14 protein-coding genes are annotated in these 20,677 nt (G+C 44.0%); 6 read left to right on the top strand and 8 right to left on the bottom strand.

Going from position 1 to position 20,677, the window contains the following annotated elements; genetic code table 11:
* The first annotated feature begins 108 nt into the window (after positions 1-108).
* Positions 109-1,539 (top strand): argininosuccinate lyase, encoded by a 1,431-nt coding sequence (argH, locus tag ADH67_RS12990; RefSeq protein ID WP_066593541.1) that lies wholly within the window; start codon positions 109-111, stop codon positions 1,537-1,539.
* 130 nt (positions 1,540-1,669) lie between these two features.
* Here the strand turns inward: argH and ADH67_RS12985 are convergent, their stop codons facing one another.
* Positions 1,670-2,704 carry a branched-chain amino acid aminotransferase gene (locus ADH67_RS12985; RefSeq protein ID WP_066593543.1) on the bottom strand — a complete coding sequence of 345 codons (1,035 nt, stop codon included), beginning with the start codon at positions 2,702-2,704 and terminating at the stop codon, positions 1,670-1,672.
* Positions 2,705-2,781: 77 nt separating this feature from the next.
* The gene (pmbA, locus tag ADH67_RS12980; RefSeq protein ID WP_066593544.1) at positions 2,782-4,134 is read right to left on the bottom strand and encodes a metalloprotease PmbA; all 1,353 of its coding nucleotides are present in this window, start codon (positions 4,132-4,134) and stop codon (positions 2,782-2,784) included.
* Between the two features lie 94 nt (positions 4,135-4,228).
* On the opposite strand from pmbA, the gene yjgA reads away from it, so the two are divergent.
* The 4 genes from yjgA (at position 4,229) to gluQRS (ending at position 8,143) form a co-directional block, all read left to right on the top strand.
* Positions 4,229-4,780 carry a ribosome biogenesis factor YjgA gene (gene yjgA, locus ADH67_RS12975; protein WP_066593545.1) on the top strand — a complete coding sequence of 184 codons (552 nt, stop codon included), beginning with the start codon at positions 4,229-4,231 and terminating at the stop codon, positions 4,778-4,780.
* The gene (gene mog, locus ADH67_RS12970) at positions 4,773-6,026 is read left to right on the top strand and encodes a molybdopterin adenylyltransferase (RefSeq protein WP_066593547.1); all 1,254 of its coding nucleotides are present in this window, start codon (positions 4,773-4,775) and stop codon (positions 6,024-6,026) included. The genes yjgA and mog overlap by 8 nt, the downstream gene beginning before the upstream one ends.
* A gap of 61 nt (positions 6,027-6,087) precedes the next feature.
* Positions 6,088-7,239 (top strand): mechanosensitive ion channel family protein, encoded by a 1,152-nt coding sequence (locus ADH67_RS12965; RefSeq protein WP_066593549.1) that lies wholly within the window; start codon positions 6,088-6,090, stop codon positions 7,237-7,239.
* A 37-nt stretch (positions 7,240-7,276) separates the two neighbouring features.
* On the top strand, positions 7,277-8,143 hold the full coding sequence (gene gluQRS / locus ADH67_RS12960; RefSeq protein WP_066593552.1) for a tRNA glutamyl-Q(34) synthetase GluQRS: 867 nt from the start codon (positions 7,277-7,279) through the stop codon (positions 8,141-8,143).
* A 4-nt stretch (positions 8,144-8,147) separates the two neighbouring features.
* Here the strand turns inward: gluQRS and ADH67_RS12955 are convergent, their stop codons facing one another.
* A complete protein-coding gene (locus ADH67_RS12955) occupies positions 8,148-9,524 on the bottom strand; it encodes a DEAD/DEAH box helicase (RefSeq protein WP_066593555.1) in 1,377 nt (458 codons plus the stop codon).
* Between the two features lie 822 nt (positions 9,525-10,346).
* On the opposite strand from ADH67_RS12955, the gene ADH67_RS12945 reads away from it, so the two are divergent.
* On the top strand, positions 10,347-10,865 hold the full coding sequence (locus tag ADH67_RS12945) for an IclR family transcriptional regulator (protein ID WP_236578528.1): 519 nt from the start codon (positions 10,347-10,349) through the stop codon (positions 10,863-10,865).
* Between the two features lie 85 nt (positions 10,866-10,950).
* Here the strand turns inward: ADH67_RS12945 and ADH67_RS12940 are convergent, their stop codons facing one another.
* From ADH67_RS12940 to ADH67_RS12920, 5 genes are all read right to left on the bottom strand, one after another.
* Positions 10,951-11,865 (bottom strand): RNA ligase family protein, encoded by a 915-nt coding sequence (locus tag ADH67_RS12940; RefSeq protein ID WP_084081501.1) that lies wholly within the window; start codon positions 11,863-11,865, stop codon positions 10,951-10,953.
* Between the two features lie 94 nt (positions 11,866-11,959).
* Positions 11,960-13,261: an OmpP1/FadL family transporter gene (locus ADH67_RS12935; RefSeq protein ID WP_066593566.1), complete on the bottom strand. Its 1,302-nt coding sequence runs from the start codon at positions 13,259-13,261 to the stop codon at positions 11,960-11,962.
* A gap of 393 nt (positions 13,262-13,654) precedes the next feature.
* A complete protein-coding gene (locus tag ADH67_RS12930; protein ID WP_084081502.1) occupies positions 13,655-15,262 on the bottom strand; it encodes an FAD-dependent oxidoreductase in 1,608 nt (535 codons plus the stop codon).
* A gap of 262 nt (positions 15,263-15,524) precedes the next feature.
* On the bottom strand, positions 15,525-19,223 hold the full coding sequence (locus ADH67_RS12925) for an AAA family ATPase (protein ID WP_066593568.1): 3,699 nt from the start codon (positions 19,221-19,223) through the stop codon (positions 15,525-15,527).
* Positions 19,224-19,235: 12 nt separating this feature from the next.
* Complete coding sequence (locus ADH67_RS12920; RefSeq protein ID WP_066593570.1) at positions 19,236-20,474, bottom strand: exonuclease SbcCD subunit D C-terminal domain-containing protein; 1,239 nt, start codon at positions 20,472-20,474, stop codon at positions 19,236-19,238.
* Positions 20,475-20,677: the final 203 nt, after the last annotated feature.

Genomic DNA, 20,677 nt, shown 5'->3' with positions numbered 1-20,677 from the left:
CCTCTCCAAAATGGTCTCGTTTCAAGTTGTAGGAAATTGCTTCCCACTTAAAAATCAGCCTGCTAACTCTTTATAATGTACTGTTTTTAAAAACACATCTTAGTAAAAATGTCTTCTGATAAGCACTTAAAAGTTCATGCTGACCCTCTCGCTTCTAAAAAAGAAGCGTGGAGCGGACGTTTCTCCGAACCGATGGCTGAATTTGTTCTTCGTTACACTGCCAGCGTTGGTTTCGACAAGAGATTGGCAGAAGCTGATATCGCCGGGTCATTAGCTCATGCAAGAATGCTCGCTAAAAGCAAAATCATTTCACAGAAAGATTTGGCTGACATTGAACGCGGAATGAAACAGATTTCTGAAGAAATCAAGCACGGTACCTTTAAATGGAAGCTGGAGCTCGAAGACGTTCACCTGAATATCGAGGCTCGTTTGACATCCCTTATCGGTGATGCTGGAAAGCGCCTCCATACAGGCCGCAGCAGAAACGATCAAGTTGCCTTAGACATCCGCATTTATTTAAGAGACCAAATTAAAGAAATCGTTTCTTTAATCGAGCACCTTCAGCACAGCCTTCTCACCATTGCTGAGAAGAACGTCGACACTTTGATGCCGGGCTTTACTCACATGCAGATTGCTCAGCCGGTTTCTTTCGGCCATCATATGCTTGCATATGTTGAAATGTTCGAAAGAGACAGACAGCGTTTCTTAGACTGCTATAAACGCGTCAATATTTCACCATTAGGTGCTGCTGCTTTAGCAGGTACAACATACCCAATCGACCGCGAATTCACCGCCGCTCAACTCGGCATGGATTCCGTTACACAGAACTCTTTAGACTCCGTCAGTGACAGAGACTTTGCCGTTGAATTCTGTAGTTGCTCTTCTTTGACAATGGTTCATATATCCCGCTTGTCTGAAGAGCTCGTTTACTGGATGTCCTCCGGCTTTGGATTCATCAGTCTTCCAGACAGATTCACTACCGGCTCTTCCATCATGCCGCAGAAGAAGAATCCGGACGTTCCTGAAGCTGCCAGAGGCAAAGTCGGCCGTGTTGTCGGCCATTTGATGGGCCTCTTAATGCTGATGAAAGGACAACCACTAGCCTACAACAAAGACAACCAAGAAGATAAAGAACCACTCTTTGACACTATCGATACCGTCAAAGACACCCTCAGAGCTTTTGCTGAAATGGTCCCGGGAATCCAGGTAAGAAAAGAAAAAATGAGAGCGGCTTTACAGGAAGGCTTTGCCACTGCAACTGACTTTGCCGACTATCTCGTCAGAAAAGGCCTTCCCTTCAGAGATGCTCACGAAGCCGTCGGCTGTGCCGTTCGCTTGGCTTCTGAAAAGAATTGTCAGCTTCACGAACTCTCTTTGGAAGAGCTCAAACAGTTCAATCCTCTCATTGACGAAGACGTCTATGCGAGTTTGACTCTTGAAGGCTCTCTCAAGGCCCGCGATCATGTTGGCGGCACAGCGCCACACCAAGTTGCTTACCAAGTTGAACGCTGGAAGAAAATCTTAGCTGAAAGAGAATAAGCTTCTCTCCATAGCTACAAAGCTGAAGTTCACCTCGTTCTTCAGCTTTTTTATTGCCCTTAAAAGAACTGAATTTTCTTACGAAAAGAGGAAGCCTCTGCCTCCCCTTCCTTTTACAAGCTAGTTTAGCTTACTTATTTAAGTCGATCTTATGGACCCAGCCCTTAACGTCTTCAATGTCGCCCATCTGGATGCCGGTCAAGGTTTCGCGGAGCTTGGCGCTGACAGGACCAATCTTGTCCATTCCGGTCGGCAAGTAAATATCACCGTCCTTAGAGTGGACCATTCCGACCGGAGCCAAAACAGCGGCTGTACCAATAACGGCCATTTCCTGCATATCTTTGATTTCATCGAATCTGACCGGTCGTTCTTCAACCTTGTATCCTAAGATGTCTCTTGCGACTTCAACCAAAGAACGACGAGTGATAGACGGAAGAATAGACGGAGAAGATGGAATTACAATAGTTCCTTCTTTGTCTACAAACATGATGTTTGTACCACCGGTTTCTTCAACGAATGTGCGAGTTGCCGGATCCAAGTAAACGTTTTCTGCATAACCTTCCCTATGAGCTTCCATTGTCGGATACAAGCTCATGGCATAGTTCAAGCCGGCCTTGATGTTGCCCGTTCCATGAGGAGCTGCACGGTCATACTCAGCAACTTTGAGCTTAATCGGCTTGACTGCACCTTTAAAATAAGAGCCAACCGGCATCACAAAGATTCTGAAGATGAATTCATGTGCAGGAGCCACACCGATCTGCGGACCGGAACCAATCATTACCGGGCGGATATAAAGAGTAGCGCCTGTTCCATGCGGAGGAACCCATGCCGCATTGGCACGGACTACATCTTCTACAGCCTTAACGAACTTCTCCACAGGGAAGCTCGGCATTTCCAAACGCTTTGCCGTATTGAACATACGTTTGCCGTTTTCTTCAGGGCGGAAAGTCACGATTTCGCCCTTTTCTGTTTCATAGGCTTTCAAGCCTTCGAAACAGCACTGTGCATAGTGAAAAACACAGGCAGCTTCGGACAATTCAATATTGGGATTGTCGGTAAGCTTTCCTTCATCCCATTTACCGTCTTTCCATCGTGCTTCAAATCTAAAATCAGTCGGCTGGTAACCAAAGCTCAAATTGGCCCAGTCAATATTTTTTTTCTGCATTTTTGATTCCTTGGTGATATAAAAGTTATATGCAAATAATAGTCTTTACCACGGTCTTGTGGACCTTTTCTCGATCCTTAGTTACCAGCAATTTTTAGATTTTTGATCAAAACTGAGCCGGTACGATAATTGTCGCAGGCAAGGATATCTTGGCCAATTGCTTCGACATTCAAAAACATATTTCTCAAATTTCCGGCGACGGTGATTCCGTCCACCGGATAAGCTATTTTACCGTTTTCAACCCAGAAGCCTTTAGCTCCGCGCGAATAATCGCCGGTAGTCAAATTAACTCCCTGGCCGATTAAAGAAGTCACGAGAAGTCCCGTTCCCATTCTTTCCATTAATTTTTCAAGTGTCATTTCTTCATGCTCTTTTTCAGCGTGAAGAGAGATGTTGTAAGGCCCTCCGGCATTCCCTGTAGTCTTCATGCCAAGCTTTCTTGCGGAATAAGTGGAAAGGAAATATCCCTTGACGACTCCGTTCTCAACGAAAAATCTCTTGGAAGGTCGGACACCTTCATCATCGAAAGGAGCAGAACCATAGCCCTCTTTGACAAACGGATCTTCTTTCATTGATAAGAATTCCGGAAATACCTGAGTTCCCAGAGAATTTGTCAGGAAAGAGAGATTGCGGTAGAGCTGAGAGCCCGAGACCGCAGAGATGTAGAGCCTGATCAAACTTTTTGCCGTATAGGGGTCAAAAATAACGGAACATTCTCTCGTAGATAAATTCTTTGCCGACAGCATGGCCGCAGCCCTTTTTGCAGCCTCTCTACCAATACTTTCCGGAGAAGCAAGCTGAGAAGGGCTTACTCCCATGTCATACCAGAACCCCACTTGCATTCCGCTGTCGTCTTCAGCAATGACTGATGTATCCAACGAGTGGTTGCTGTAATCAAAGCCGCTGCAGAACCCTAAAGTATTGCCCAGAACAAATCTTCCCACGTTGGTGCTCAGGTTAGATCCTTCCGAATTCACAATTCGGGAATCTCCTTCTAAAGCCGCCTTTTCTGCAGCCTTGCAGATTTCGATCGCCTCTTCAGAGGAAATCTTCCACGGATGCCATAGAGAAAGGTCTTCAAACTTAGTACATAGCAGATCTTTTTCCGGTAGCCCTGCGCAGGGATCTTCAGAGGTGTAATTTGCGATATCAACCGCGGCTCTTACCGTCTGCTCAATGCTTTCGCGGGTCAAGTCACCGGTTGAGGCACTGCCTCTTCTCTGATTGATATAGACAGTGATGGCAAAACTTCTGTCTCTTGTATGTTCGAGAGTTTCGACATCCAAATTACGGACGTTAATGTTAAGTCCGTTTTGATCCTGCACTTCAGCAGCCGCTGAAGTGGCTCCTTTTGAGAGCGCATAGTCCAAGGCGTATCGGACTTGGTTTTCAAGAAAGTCTTTACTACTTAATGTGGGGCTTTTTTTCATTTAATCTGCCGTTACAACCGTTGAGGGGACTATGATAATGGAATCTTTAAAGATACTCCTAACAAGGAGATCCTGACCAATTATTAAGTAAAAAATGACAGACTATACAGACGACAACGAAGAGTACTCCGGACCAAGCAAAAGCGAATTAAAAAGACAAGCAGAATATTTGCAGGATCTTGGAAAAGAGCTTACGGAATTAGGACCTGAAACCTTAGCCAAAATTCCTCTTCCGGACGTAATTCTCGCGGAGCTACAAGAGTTTCACAAAATGAGAAGCTTCGGCGCTAAGAGACGTCAGCTGCAGCTCATCGGCAAGTACATGAGATCTTTAGACGGCAATCAAGTCAGATTAGCTATCGACCGTGCTAAAGGTAATGACAAAGCAGCCGTGGCAGCTCTTCATAAATCCGAAAGACTTAGAGATGCTCTCATTGCACAAGACGAAGCATTGACGAAATTTATCGCTGACTTCCCGGAAGTAGATGTTCAGTTAGTTCGCCAGCTCATTCGCAACGCCAGAAAGGAGGCTCAAAACAACAAACCTCCCAAAGCATCCAGAGAACTTTACAGACTCGTTCATAACATGGTGCTGCCTCCGTTGATCCTTGAAGTCAAAGAAGAAGAGGAAGATACAGATGAATAAAAATACTCGAATCGGCTTAGTTTCTATTTCAGATCGTGCTTCTCAAGGCACTTATAAAGATTTGGGAATTCCTTCGCTTAAAGACTGGCTCAAAAAAGTCATCCTGAATCCGTTTGAAGTCGAAGAAAGACTTATTCCCGATGATAAAGAAACGATTAAAGCCGTTTTGAAAGAACTGGTTGATGAAAAAAAATGCGATTTAGTTCTGACCACCGGCGGCACTGGGCCTGCACGCAGAGACGTCACACCTGATGCCACTTTAGAAATCGCAACCAGAGAGGTGCCCGGATTCGGAGAACAAATGAGAAGAATTTCTTCCGTTTTTGTTCCGACCGCTATTCTGTCCCGTCAAGTAGGTGCATTAAGAGAAACCGAAGACCACGCTGCTCTCATCATTAATCTTCCGGGTCAGCCTAAGGCCATTGCAGAGACTTTAGAGGGTCTCCCTGCTAAAGGCGTTAACGGCGTATTTGCTGCCGTTCCTTACTGCATAGAATTAATCGGCGGTCCGACTATTGAAACGGATGCCACATACGTTAAAGCCTTCCGTCCGAAATCTGCCAAGCGGCCTGAAATCATAGATTCTCTGATTCTTGAGCCTGAAGGAAAAGCCGACTCCGCCATCATTATGCTTCATGGCTTGGGAGCCGACGGAAGCGATTTTGGGCATTTCAGAGAAGAGCTGATTGCAAGCGGCGCTCCTCTTGAAAGCACAAGAATGGTCTTACCTAACGCTCCGTATATTCCAATCTCAATGAACAACGGATATGAGATGCGGGGTTGGTTCGATCTTTACAGTCTCGAAAGCAGAGACAGAGAGGACGCAGAGGGAATCAAAAAAACATTCCAACTCATCCGCAGATTAATTTCCGAAGAAGAATCTAAAGGCATTCCAAGAGACCGAATTTTCTTAGGTGGATTTTCTCAAGGTTGCTGCATGACTCTTTACGCAGCTGTCCAGCTTGATAAGCCGATCGGAGGCTTCTTCGGATTGAGCGGATACCTCCCGTTAATTGATAAAGAAGAAGTTGAGCACGTGGGGAGCGCTATCAAATCTCCAATCTTCATCGGTTATGGAGAAGAAGATTCTGTCGTGCCCCCTGCCTTTACCCAAATCTCCGTTAGCTACCTCCGGAAACTCGGTGCAGACAAACTTTCAGCCCATGGCTATCCAGGCCTGCAGCACTCAATAGATCTCGACGAAATCGGAGATTTAGCTGACTTCTTGGCGACCGTTCTGAGGTAGAAGAGAACTTAGTAAGGCAAGATTTCTTGTAGTCTTGCCTTATATTGATTGAGGGCTTTCTATGTCAACAAATTCAGATCTCAACCTTCTTGAGCATACCTTCAGCAGCTTAAGTCCTTTGTTTGAGCCGCTGAAGATAAACTTGTTTACGGTTGGCGGCGTCCCCATCAACAGCTTCGATCTGATTGAATTCGTGATTATTTTTATAGTCACCTATTTTTTAGGGAAAGCTGCGGAAGCCAGTATTACTCGCATCGGCAAACACCGCGGAAGTCAAGTCCGCATGGAATCCCTGCAGATGTTTGCCAAGTTCGTTCACTGGGCAATTCTGTGTGCAGGTTTGATGTTCGGCTTTGCCGCCATCGGCCTTCCGGTTACTCACTTAGCTATTTTAGTTTCCGCTCTTTCCGTCGGTATCGGCTTTGGTTTACAGACCATCGTCAACAACTCTATCGCCGGTTTGATTCTTATCACGGAAAAAGCTGTAAGCGTCGGAGACGTTATCTGCACTCCTTCCGGACATATCGGCAAAGTCAACATGATTACGATTCGTGCTACGCGAATCGTTACTCCTATTGGAGAAGATATCATCGTCCCGAATGCAAACCTGATTGATAAACCTTTTACTAACTACACGCTGAATCCTCGAGGGGTCCGAAAGATTTTTCCCTTCAGCGTTGCCTACGGCATCGACTTTAGAAAAGTCAAGGAAATTATTGAGAATGCTGCCATTCAAGTTCCCTTCTGCATCAAGCCCGATCAATACCACGAGGTTGAATGCGGCATCACCGGCTTCGGAAATTTCGGCATTAACGTTGAACTTGTTGTCTGGGTTGATCCAATTGAACTGATGGAACCTTACCGCTTGGAAGCTGCTTTTCTAAATGCCATCAATGATGCCTGCGTAGCCAACGGCATTATTATGCCGGGTCCAAGCTATGCTGTCAGCGTTACACCGGCAACGAGCAACAATGCCTCGTCGGTTTCCGCTAAAGCGACTCATTCCAGTCCTCCGCCGCATCTGACAGACCCGAATACGGATAGTGCCACTCCTTATCCGGCGCAAGCTCCTCAAATCATCTCTCATCCGAGTTTAACTTTAGGGGCTAATCAGCAGAGAGATGCCGCTGTGGTCGGGCTCCCTCAAAGCATGTTCGACAGTCCTCAGACACCAAAGAAACAGAAAGGCTCAAGCGGCGGTGAAGAAGAGTAAGATCTTTTGAACTGCCCGTAAGCTGACTGAGGATAATTTGGCCACCTATATTGGAAGATTTGCACCCTCTCCGACTGGAGAACTGCATTTAGGAAGTCTTGTCTGTGCTATTGCCAGCTATCTTGATGCCAAAGCGCATAACGGAAGTTGGCTTGTTCGCATCGAAGACTTAGATCCTCCGCGTGAACCTGCATGGGCAGCCCCCAAGATTCTTAAAACATTAAGAGTTCTAGGACTTTCGTCTGACGAGCCTATCGTTTATCAGTCAGATCGTCATCATCTGTACAAAGAAGCCTTAGATTACCTAATTACTAATAAATTTGTTTACGGCTGCAGCTGTTCTCGTAAACAAATTGCTGAATATCAAAACGCCAGAGGAAAACCGGCGAACATCTATCCCGGAATCTGCCGAGACAAACATCTGACCGAAGGGATCAGGGCTTGGCGCTTTAAAGTTCCTTCCGAAGACAGATTCTTTAGAGATCGTCACTTCGGTGAGTACCGACAAAATATAGAGCAGGAAGTCGGAGATTTCGTTTTAAAAAGAGCTGACGGATTTTGGGCTTATCAATTGGCAGTCGTCGTAGATGACCATCAACAAGGAATTACTCATATCGTCCGAGGTGCAGACTTGCTCGACAATACGCCGCGGCAAATCGAACTGCAGAAAGCTCTGAAATATAGCACCCCTTCGTATATGCATATTCCGCTCGTACTCGGCGAGAACGGCCAAAAACTTTCTAAGCAAAACGGCGCAACCGGACTTGATTTAGAAAATATTGACGCAGAAATCGACAAGGCCTGGACACACCTTGGTTTTGAGAGATTTTCTTTTGACAGCTGCGAAGGATTTTTCTCCAAGGCGGTTGACCTTTGGAGAAAAAGTCCGTATTTCGCGGAATAGACGGCTAACCTCTTCTGCCCGTTCCTCCGAGAAGAGCTGCGACTAGTTTCGGTTTGTGCTCGTGAATTGATTCAACAATAGCGACCGTTTTAGCGACAGGCTTTTGGGAAACTGTTTTAGACGGGACATAAGGATTCAAGAAGAACGGATCGACGTCTTGTTTTACTTTCTGATAGGTGTACTTCTTATTAGGATTTACATAATCGAATTTGATCTTCTTCGGAGATAGGTCAATTCGATTGAATTTCTTTTTGGTTAACTTCTCGATAGCCTCAACATTGTTTTCATCTTCGGAAGTCATCAAGCTGATCGCCAATCCTTTAGCACCGGCACGGCCGGTTCTGCCGATTCGGTGAACATAATCTTCGGCCATGAAAGGAATATCAAAATTGATAACCAACGGCATATCCGGAATATCAAGGCCGCGTGCAGCCACATCCGTAGCAACCAAATAATTGATAGTGCCGTCTTTAAATGCTCCCAAGGTTTTAGTTCTTTCTTCCTGAGATTTATCTCCATGAATGGCATCAGCCAAGAAACCGTATCTGTTCAGCTGCCTTGAAAGGCGACCGGCCATTAGTTTGGAATTAACAAAGATAATTGCCTGCAAAGTATTTCCTTGGTCATCGACTCCTTTTGTCGTGAGAATTTCGACAAGAGAATCTGTTTTCTTGCCATCAGGAACCTCATAAAGTTCCTGGGTGATGGTTGAAGCCGTCGTGTTTTGTCTGGCAACTTCAATCATGACCGGTTCATTTAAGAAACTCTGTCCAAGTTTTTTAATTTCAGGAGAGAATGTCGCGGAGAACATCAAACCCTGACGTTTCGGAGGAAGCTCTTTCAGGATTTTTGTGATATCCGGAAGAAAGCCCATATCCAGCATGCGATCTGCTTCATCGAGGATCACTATTTCAACATTCTTTAGAGAAGTATTTCTTTGTTCCAGATGATCGAGCAAGCGTCCGGGTGTGGCAATCAATACTTCAATGCCTTTTCTTAACTCTATGGATTGCGGCTTAATATCCACGCCGCCGTAGACGCAAGCGACTCGAAGTTTCGTTTCAGAAGCGTATTGTTCGAGGTTTTCAGCGACCTGCAGAGCCAATTCTCTCGTCGGCGTCAGAATAAGAGCCCGTACCGGATGGCGCGCCGGAGAGACGCTGGCATTTTCGTATTTGAGCAAATTTTGAAGAATCGGAAGTCCGAAGCTAGCTGTTTTACCGGTGCCGGTCTGAGCAGCCCCCATAACATCTTTTCCTTCCAAGACAACCGGAATGGCCTTGATTTGAATAGGTGTCGGTGTTGTGTAGCCGACTTTTTCTACCGCTTTTAATAACTTTTCATCTAAACCGAAATCTTTAAATCCAGTTTGCTCAGACATTGACTCTTATTCCTTCACAATAGTTTCGGGAATTTTAAACTTTAGGAGACAGATTTTTAGCCTTACTCCTCAAAACAATCAGTTCAGGCTGAGAGAGTTCGTAAAAGCAGAATGTCTCTGGTTAACTTCTAGATCTGACGCCTGTTCATTATCGTTGAATGAGAAAAAAATCAAAGAAGAGAATATTTGACGCTTGCAGATAAGAGGCCATGAGATCTTCGATCCTCAGTAATCAACCCGATAATTTTTCACGCTTCAAAATTAGGAATTTATTCGAAAAGAATCTATATCTTTGACAACCGCAATCTCAGATAACTTTACCAAGGAATTACCGCTTCATAAAAAGGCAGTTGAGACTCCTTATCTTCTTTACACAAGATTACGAATCTTGTCAACTCTCGCCCATTGTAGTTTTTGAAGAATTTAGACATCTTGTTTTCTGCCTTTTTCAAAGTTCAGAGAATCTCAAAAACAAGGGAAAACAATTAACAATCTTGCATTTCAATCAGCAAAACAGGAAAGCCTCTTTCTCCTTTTCTATAAAAAATTTCTTTATCTTATTGATTTAAAGAAAAAGAAATAGTTCGCATACGAAAGTGGAAGCTACATTAAAAATGTAATAAATTGTAAATATTGGCTAATTATTTAGCTTCATAACTATTTGTTTACAAAAGAGAACTTGCTATAAATTCTTAGTTAATACCGTATTTATGTGATGTACAACGCTTATTAATACTTGCTCATTACGGGATTTCCCGTTATCATAAATACCATAGTAAAAACACTAGTATTTACTAATAAAAGGAACGAATGGAGGGAAAAATGTTAAGAATGCGTCGCACTCCCAAGGATAGAGCAGCTTTTCCGACTGAATTGCCGTCTATGCATATTCCGAATGGAGTCTCTCCGCAAGCCTATGCTGCACACAGAGAAGTTCTCTCTGTCCTCATGCTTAGATTCATGACAAGCCGTCTTCGCGCTATGTATCAAGCCTATGACGGTGATTTAACGCTTTGCTTGGTTTTAGGTGAAATTGCGTCAAGAAACACTGAACGCTTCTATGACGAAAGACGCGGCCTGCAGCCTCGCTCACCAAATGCACCAGAGCCCCAGCTTCTTGCCTGCAATGCCTTGTCCATTTCTGAAGTGACCGGCATTCCAAGAGAAACAGTTCGCCGTAAATTAGCAAAACTTGTAGATTTGGGTTGGATTCAAAAGACACCGGAAGACATGTATGTCATTACCGATAAGATTGGAGACGTCTTTGCAGCTTTTGATGACTCTCAAACCTATGATTTGATGCACACCGCAGAACAGATAAGCAACGTTCTGCAAAGATAAGTTTCTTTATTGTTGTTAGTTGCAAACTCCTGTTGAAAATGACCGCTGTCTAAAGAAGCAATTTAGACAGCGCTTTTTTAACTTCTTATACCTCTTCTTTGAATCTATTCATCAGCGCAAAAGTTTTCTGATTAATCTTGAAAGCTTCCTCACTGTAAAAAAAATAAATTAGTTCGGGATTTGTTTTAGAGGCTTCTTCCCGCACATCTTGAAGAAAAGCTGCCACAGCTTCTCCCAAATTTGCTGCAGTTATAGAGCCAAATTTAGACTTAACTGAAAAAGCCCTGCTCTCCGTAAAGAAAGAAACATAAAGGTCTGCCAACTCCGAATTTTTTCCATTGGTCTCTCTCTTTTTTTGAGAAGCTAAGCGCTCAAAAAATTCCGGCGTTTTCAGCTTATATGTCCGAGCCCCTGACGACTCAGGATGGAAGACCCAACCTTCTACCCGGGCATTCCCATACGCACTATTTATGCAAAAGTCTCTTCTGGAAAAAATCTCAGAAATGGATACATGCCGTTCTTGAACAGGAACTAAATAGGAATCTTTCAAGCCTAAGCTTTCAAGCAATTTTTCCACTTCCGGAAACAGCAATCGATAGGAACTTTTGCCCTCTCCTTCCGAGAATACAACACTGGCCCCAAAAATCTTAAATAACGCTTCTTTCGGAGGACAGTACTTAATCCTCTTCATGTTCAAAAAGTTTAAGAACTCGCCGTAAATGTTGAATCCAACAGCTTTCTTTCCAAAATTCGGCAAAACGCTGTACAGAGGAGATTTTTGTAATTCTCTTTCGAATGCATTCCTAACCGGCGTAAAAAGCTCCTGATGTTTCTTCAGGATAGGAATAACATCAAAGGCATTTTTTCCCTGCCTCGTGAAAATTCTAAAATCTCCATCAGTGATACTGAGACATAAATTTGAGCCGTCGAGTTTTTCAGTAACGGTATAAAGGCACGGCGTCAATAGTTCAATACTCGGCCAAGGCTCAAAGATATCCATAAGAATTCTCAAGAAGAAAGCTTGATTTTCGCACCGCCAATAAAAAAGTGCCAGGAGCAAACTTCCTGACACTTCAAATTGAGCAGTTTCTAAATTAGAACTTATATTGAACCTGCAAGCCGCCCATCCAAGCGTTCATCTTTTCGAACTTGCCAACCTCTGTGTAGGCGTCCGTCACCGCATTATGGCTGTACAGTTTTCTGTGACCGATACCACGGATATGTCCGTAAGCAGCATCGATCTGCCAGTTCTTAGTTGGAGCCCAAGAAACACCGCAAGTCAACCAAAGTCTCTTGGTATCAGGAATAAGAGCTGTTCTCTTGGTTTGATCGTGAATAGGATCAGTCTCTAAAGCGATACCGCCTCGAATAGTCCACTGATTGTTGACTTTAATATCTGCACCTAAACTCAACAACCAGACACTCTTCCAATTGTTTTCCAATGTCATATGGGTGAGCTTAGAAGACATTTGTGGGCTCAACATAGAATAAATTCCATCATTTGCATTGGTATAAAAACGCATATCTTTGAAATTTTTCCAGTTTGCCCATCGAGCTAAAGCCGAAAGACGAAGCCATGGTGTAGTTTCCCAAGTACCTGTGATCATTACCGTTTCTGGCGTTGTAAGGTCACCATAGCCGTAGTTAGTTTGGGATAATCCCATCGGACCAAGATTGCCACGAACAGTGTAGTCGCCTTTAGCATGCACATGAGCTGCGGAACGATAGGAAATGCCGAATCTCAGGGTTTCAAGAGGAGAAAGCATGATGCCGGCGTTATAGGTAAACATCCAGTCACTGCCTTTATACTCAAACTCCCCTCCCGTTACATAGGCTTGGCCAACAGGAACTATAGGAAGGCCATTCTTAATCTTGGAGTGAGTGTACATAGCAGAAACACCAGCGCCAATGCTGAACCACTCAGTTGCCTTCCAAGCAATGTTCGGATTGATATCTACAGTCATAATAGAACCGCTGATACCTCTTTCTCTTTCAGTCCAGTCGCTGCCGTATCTGATCTTCATGCCGTAAGGAGAAGTAATAGCAAGTCCGGCCCAAAGGTTGTCTGTGATCTGATGAGAAACAAAGAAGGCTGGAATAGGAGCAGGCTTATCACGGCCATTTTCTCTAGAGCCGTCCAAACCTTTGTAATCAATATCGAGGTCAACGATAGTAGAGCTGATCTGGAATTGTGTTCCCGGAAGCAAAGTCATACCAGCCGGGTTATACCAAACTGCAGAAACGTCGTCTCCAACGATGCCGGCGCCGGCATGAGAACGACCCATACTTACAACGCTCTGCTCAGTAAGTTGGAAGCCTGCGGCCATAGCAGATGTGCTGACTGCAGCCAAGGAGCTGAACATTAAACCAGCTAATAGTTTTTTAGAAGTTTTCATCTAAGTCTTTACTAAAAACAAAAAATAGGGGAATTTTCAATGGGTAGGATTTTGAAGAAAAACAAGAGTTCAAAACATGCGTTTTTCTAGTGAGAAACCCTTAGATTTACACCCCTTAACTTATTCTTTGTTTTTTTTATTCAGACAATGTCCTGTGAATAAATAGCAAGCAAATTTTCTAGAATTTCAGCTTTCTCGTCTCTTCTAGACCTTTATACAACCTCTATTAAATCTCTCGATTCTTTTGTCTGAATGTCCTTAGCTGCATTCTCACTCTCTCAGGCGCACAAAGAGGAGAAGTAACTTGAAATTCTTGAGTTTTAGAGCAGAGCTATTTAAATGAAAGATTAGAAGTGAGAAGAGGCCCAAGAAAGACCTCTTCGACAAGTTAAATTATGACCACGGTGTCAGAGCTGCAGCTTCTTTACCGGCGATTCTTCCAAAAATCATGGCATCAGCGTTAGCGCAGGCTCCTTGATAGGTCAAGCCCCACGTTGAACCAAGTTCACCGGCTACATAGAGACGCGGAATCTTTTCTCCATAGGGATTCAAACACTCGGCCTTCACGCTTCTTCTCGGGCCGCCCATTGTGTGATACATCACCGGAATCAGTTTGACAGCGTAGAAAGGTCCTTCCTCGATCGGAGCTGACCAAGCTTTGACGTCTCTTCCCACGAAGACAGCTTTTTGATTAGGATCGGCAGTAGGTGTACGTCCGTATTCCGTGTCTATTCCTTTGGTTTTTAAGTCATCATTCCATCTATTGACGGTATCAACCAGGGTAGCTGGATTAGGAATTCCCAGTTTCTTTCCTAACTCTTCAATTGTCGGAGCTTCAATGATGACACCGGATTCAATTTCCTTCTTGTTGTCCTTGCTCCAAATATAACCTTCTTTGTTAATGGCATATCCTGAACCTCCTGAACTAATGAGCGGAGCTCCTTCAAGATAGGTTTTATCCATGATCATGTAGCAAGGAATTCTTGGATAACGATGTTTAATAGCATCAAATTGGTTAACGGCCATCCACGAACAGTGGTAGTCCAATTTCTTTTCATTAACGAAGCGTTTTCCATCCTGGTCAACCCAAATAAAAGCTGGCCGTCTGGTAATCAAAGCTAGGCCGGCTTTGACGCCTGGGACCTGAATACCAAGCGGTGCAGATACTGAATTCATGTGCCACAAATCCGCACCCATGGATTGAGCCATAAGTAAACCGTCGCCGGTATGACTCGGTCCGCCTAGATAACCCATTGGATTACCGAAAACATATCTCTTCATGAGCTCCGGATTGCACTGGAAGCCACCGGTCGCAATAACGACAGCTTTTCGGGCTTTCACATTAATCGGTTTGCCGTTCTCCAAAGCCACAACACCGGCAACTTCGTTGCCACACCGAATAAGTTGTTGAGCCGGCGTGTTAAGAAGGACAGGAATATTGCGCTTTTCTACCGCTCGCTGGAAAATACCGAAGAGTCGTTCTCCACCTTTCTTGCCCGGAACATTGCGTGGAGAAATCTTGTTCACGCAATCAGCACCCGGAAGGTTCTGGTAACCAGCGTGACCGTAAATTGCTAAGATCACTTGAGGATCCAGGGACTTCACATAGTCGCCAAGTTTGAGCGATTCTTCACAGAACACACGAAGGATTTCCGGATCCCACTCCGATCTGGATAATTCGTACAAAGCTTTTTGAAAAGCGTAATAGTCGTCTTTGTTCGTCGGCACTACGAAGCCGCCGGAAGAAACACACACGCTTCCGCCACCTTCCGGCATTTTTTCCAGAATGATGACGGAAGAACCTGCATCGGCAGCAGCAATTGCGGCATTCGAACCAGCATTGCCATATCCTAGGACTACAACATCAGCCTCACGATCCCATTTAATTTCGTCATTTTTTGAAATTTCTTTTGCAGTTGCCAAACCAACAGGTCCGGCAATAACTGCGGCTGAGGCTGTTTTGAGGAAGGTTCTTCTCGAACTTACTTGATTACGCGACATTAGCGACTCCTTAGGAAAGCCGAAAAAGACCTGGGCCATCTTCACTGGACTGCTGACAGTCGCTGACCTCAAATGATTCAATCTTTTTCGGCCGAATTACCGTTACCCAAAGCGGCGCAACGGCTATCTTTATATTGTAATTTAATAATTCCTTATCTATAGAAACCTTTTATGTTTCTATCTTGAATTTTTATGTAGTAAAAAGAAATGCACAAAGCGCTTAGGCTTATTTTGCGCTTTGTGCAATTGAGGTCAGAAACTGTTATACAAACTTTTGAACTCCAGGCCCTTTCAAAATACTTGATCCTCCCTGCTGAGGCGTAACGTTAATTTGAACCGGAATCCTTTCGTGAATCTGGCCCACATGAGAAATAACACCGATTAATTTTTGATGACCGCTTTCTTTATTGAAAGTATTTAAATTGCCAAGAGCAGTCAATGCCTTATCTAAGCTTTCTTCGTCAAGGCTCCCAAAACCTTCATCTAAGAAAAGCGAGTCAATTCTGATCTTATTGCTCGTTAGTTCCGATAAACCCAGAGCCAGCGCTAGGCTAACAATAAAAGTTTCACCACCGGAAAGATTGGAAGTGGCTCGGACCAATTCATCCATTTCATTATCCACCACATCCAAATCCAGTGAAGCCGCTTGGTTCTTAATCAGCAAATACCTGGTCGATAATTGCGACAACACTTTATTTGTCTTGGTAATCAAAGTTTCGAGCGTCAAACTTTGAACGTACTTCTGATACTTGGCTCCGTCTTTCTGTCCAATCAAATTATTGAGCCGTTCCCATTTTTCGAAAACTTTCCTTTGCTTTTCAATTTCAGCTTGCAAAGCTTTTGACTCATTTCTTACCTTGTCATCACGATCAAGCTCTTCTCTCACTCCGCCGATTTCTTTATTTCGTTCTCCGATAGATTTTTCATTATTCGCTTTCTGCTCTTCCAATTCCCATAAAGTCAACTCCGTTTTATTCTGCAGAGTCTTTTCATTTACCTCTTTTTGTAATTGTGATATTTCATTTTTCTTTGCAAAGAGGCTCTGACCGTATGCATCAATAGTTTGCCGTCGATCCGACTGTTCCTTATCAGAAAGTTTGCTCTCTTTCCATTTTTCTTCCGTCATAAAGCCGGAATGCTCGAGCTCTTCTTTCCACTTTCTTTCTTCCCGGACTAATTTTTCGTTATTTTCCGAGATCGATTTTTCCAGTCCGGTTGCTTCGGCTCTTTTTTGAATCAGCTCGTTTTCAATGTTGCGTTGTTTGGCTTGGACATCAGTCAAATTTTTCTCTAAGGCCTCTAGTATGCCGGCTGCTCTTTTCTCTTCTACTGCGGGATCTTTGGTGCCGAACAACTCTTCTCTCCGGCCCTTTGTTTTATCGAACTTGGCTTGCTTTTCTTTTTGGTTTACTTCAGCAGCCTCCAATTCTTTAAGACAGTTGTCATGCCGTTCTAAGAGAGCTTTTTTCTCAGTCTGAAGAACACCGAGAGCGTTTACAACTTTCTGCAGTTCTTCAGACTTCAAACCAAAATCTTTACCCGCTTTTTGAAGCTGTTTAAGCTCTTTTATAAAAGTCTCACTACCAAAAGGTTTTGACAAGCCGTCTTTTAATTCAAGGGTGGCCGTACTAATGAGCTCAGTCCAGTCCTGACCGCTTTTATCTGACTTTTCCTTTAAGAGTCTTTGTTGTTCTTCTTGGTGTTTGAGATCTCTTCGGAGGTTAACTTCCTGAAACTCTTTGCCTCGAATCTTTGTTTCTTCGTTGGCAAGCTTCTCTTGAAGAGTCTCCTTTTTCTTCTCAAAGGATCTGACGTTCTTTTTTATTTTTTCGCATCGTGCTTTTTCTTCTAATGACTTTTGCTCAGCGGAAATCACAAGGTTTTCCAAAACCTGCAGCTCACATTCCGAAGAAAAACCGAGCCCTTTGGCTTGTACGCAGAGTTCATTCCGGAACTTTTGTAAACGGGCTTCTTCTGTATTCAATGCGGCTCTTGTAGAGACGACCGTAGCCTCCAAACTCGAGACTCTCTTCAAGAGCTCCTCTTCTCGGCTCTCAGCTTCTTTGAGTTGTTTTTCGACCTTATTTCTTTCTTTTTTAGCATTTAGAACACCTTCAGGCAAAGCCTCGGCAAAAGGATGGTCTTTGGAGCCACAAAGAGGACACTCTTGCCCGTCAACTAGCATGGCCCTTTTTTTCGTGAGTTCTTCGATTCCTGATAGAGTCTCCAAAGTCTGTTTCTGAGATTCCAAGGACTCAACAAGTTCTTTCTGTTGAGCAAGCAAGTCCCTATTGGTCTTTAACTGCCCTTCTGTGGTGTGAATCTCTTCAGACTTAGCTTTCGTCGCTTCTTGAGCTTCCAAACAACCGGCCAAGATTGGTTTTATTTCAGATAACTTTCGGCTCTTGCTTTCTTGTTCACGAATAATTTCTTCGTATTCGTCTAAATCTCTCCCCTTAAGCTGGTCCGTGATTTGAGATTCTTTCTCAGCAATAGCTTTCTTTATCTGATCAATTTCTTTCTTTGCGTTAGCTACGTCAGCGCTCACCTGAGAAAGCACTTGAGTAGTGTCTTTTACTTTTTCGCCGGCATCGGCCAACTCGGCCAAAGTTTCTTTTTTCAAAGAAGCTAAAGACTCGGCTTTGGTACTCAGTGCTGTCATAGATTCTTGTTTTCCATGTAAAACTTGTGCACTCTTATGAGCTGACAGCCAGTTGTCTAGTTTGAGTTTCTCTTGTTCTTTGACGCGAAGGGAATCCTCGCCGTTCTTTAAATTTATTGCTGCCGTTTTTTCCGCTTCACTTGCAGTTTTCGTTCTTTGGATCGCTTCCTTTAAATTCGAATCCTGAATCTTTAATTGGGAATCCAGTTCAGTAACTTTCTTTAAAACCTCTCTTAACTGTTCATTTGCTAATTTTTGTCTTTTAACCGCCTCTCCTGCTTGAACTTCAGAAGCTTTGGCACTGTCTTCTGAACGAATAAGGGTTTGGATTTGTGAAGTAACCAACGGAAGCCTCTTTTGCAAATCTGCTAAAACATTCCTGCTCTGCGACAATAGATTACAGGCCGAGTCTAATTTTTGGGCTTTTTGGTTAGCTTCTAAGGTCCGCTTAACCTGCTCCATTTCCTCTTTCTGCGCATCCAATGTTTCTTTTTCACGCTGCAGTTTTTGGAGACGCTGATTTTTATCTTCGAGGTCTTTACGCCATTCCAGCTTCTCACCGATCTCCTTCCTTAACCTTTCCAGGTCTGCCAAACTAGCGATCAGCTGCTTGAAAGAGTCTTCTTTAACTTGTCGCTCCTCAGGAGTGAAAAGTGTGTTGTCCTTCAGTCTGAGTTCTAGCCCCTCTAGCTTTCTACCCTCTTCTGCTTTTCTTTCAAAAGTCTTACTTGATATGATCCTGTACTCTTCAGTGCCGGTAACCTGTTCCAAAATCTCGGCCTTCTCTTTCTCTTCAGCTTTCAGAAATGCGGCAAAATCTCCTTGAGCCAAAAGAACGGAGCGCCTGAATTGCTCATAAGAAAGGCCGGTGACTTGCCGAATGAGTTTGGCTTTTTCTTTTACCTGTTGTGCGATCGGCGTCCATGTTTCAGCTTTAGGGTCAAACTCCTCCAACCTCTGTTCCGAACCTTGTAAATTCCCGTCAACCTTTCCCCTGGCTCTTCTTTGGCTCCAAGTCGCACGGTAGAACTTACGGTTCGCTTCAAACTCAACATTGGCCGAACACTCTCCGCTTTCTTTATTCATGACTTCGTTGGAAGTGGCGGACTGGATTCCCAACCTTGGAGTCTGGCCGTATAAAGCAAGTGCTATCCCGTCAAGAATCGTAGACTTGCCGGCACCTGTCGGCCCCGTAATCGCAAAAAGGCCGGAGTTCTGATAATTCTCGTCTTCGAAATCAATTGCCCACTTACCTTTCAAAGAATTGATGTTTTCGATTTCCAGTTTTTTTATTCTCATTCTTCTCTCCGACTAGCTACCTGATCTGATTTCCTGAAGGATTTCCTGATAACACTCGCGCAGCTCTCTTATTTCTTGTTTCCTTTCTTCATCCAAATCCTCTGCACCTGACTTTAAGCCGTAGCAATCTTCCAAAAGCTTCTCAAAAACACTTTCCGGTGTCATTTCGTGGACGAATTCTTCAGTAACCATCGAGCTTAAGTAATACTGTTTCTTGGCTAAATCCCGAATATGAACAACTTCAACCGGAGTGCCCTCAGCAATGTTTTTAAGACGCCCTGACAAATCTTTTGCAGGCATCGTGCCCGTGTGTTCTGCCCTGACAAGACAACGCTCCCCTTTCTGAACCAAGTTTCTGAGCTTTGTTTCTAACTCTTCCTGCGACCCTGTTATCAATGAGAGTTTCTCGAATTCCGGGACATTCAGATTTCTTACCTCGGCTTTCCCTTCCTCAAAATCGACAATTCGAACAAGTTTCTGCTGACTGCCTTCTGAGAAATCCAAAGCAATAGGAGAGCCACTATAGTTGCGTGAAATATCGCCTCCCACAGTTTGCGGCTTATGGATATGACCTAATCCGACATAATCAAGCTCTTCAGGCAATATTGTTTTGGGAAGACGTCCTAATGAGCCGATATATAGCTGCCGTTCCGAATCCGAGACATCTGCCCCTGCAACAAAGAGGTGTCCCGTTCCTATCAAAGGAACCTTTTTATCACCGCGTACTCGTATCCCTTCTTGTACTACGGAGGCAAAATGTGCTTTTGTAGATTCAACTATCAGCTCGTCTCTGCTTGAAAGTTCATCATCGCGACCCATTACATAAAGGTTCTTTTCCTTTAAAAACGGGATTGCGCAAACAACCGCTTCAACCTCTCCTGACTCTTTCCTTATATCGATGACTTCTTTTTTCGGATCGCCTTCAGCCTCACCTACCACATAAATGTTGAGGAATTTGAGAAGATGTTCGGGTGCTTCCAGAAAAGAAGCCGAGTCATGATTACCCGCAATTACAACAATATTGCGGCATTCGGTCTTGACAGCTCTGGCAAGAAATTCGTAATAAAGTTCTTGGGCTTCGTGAGAGGGCATTGTGACGTCGAACACGTCTCCGGCGATTAGAAGCAAGTCAATCTTTTCTTCTTTCAGGACTTTTAACAGCCAGTTTAAAAACTGTACAAAAACCTCTTTTCTCGGACGATCTGCAAGCTTCTTTCCGAGATGCCAATCTGAAGTATGAAGTAGTCTCATCGTTATTAACCTTGGTTCGAGCAATCTGCTTCAAATCATTTTACGAGCAATCTCCAAATTTCGTGCAAACTGGCCTATTGACATCCTCCTCTTCGTGAACGAAGAGGATTCCCTACCACCACTACAACAGCCGTAGCCTATTGTTGTAGAAGGTCTCGTTGGGTTCCTGCTGACAACGGCCTTACTGCACCGTTCATTTCACA

Origin of the sequence: Turicimonas muris, assembly GCF_002221595.1 — a bacterium.
Classification (GTDB): Bacteria; Pseudomonadota; Gammaproteobacteria; order Burkholderiales; family Burkholderiaceae_F; genus Turicimonas; species Turicimonas muris.
The sequence above is the reverse complement of the archived record's forward strand: the minus strand, read 5'-3'. Positions and strand labels throughout refer to the sequence as shown.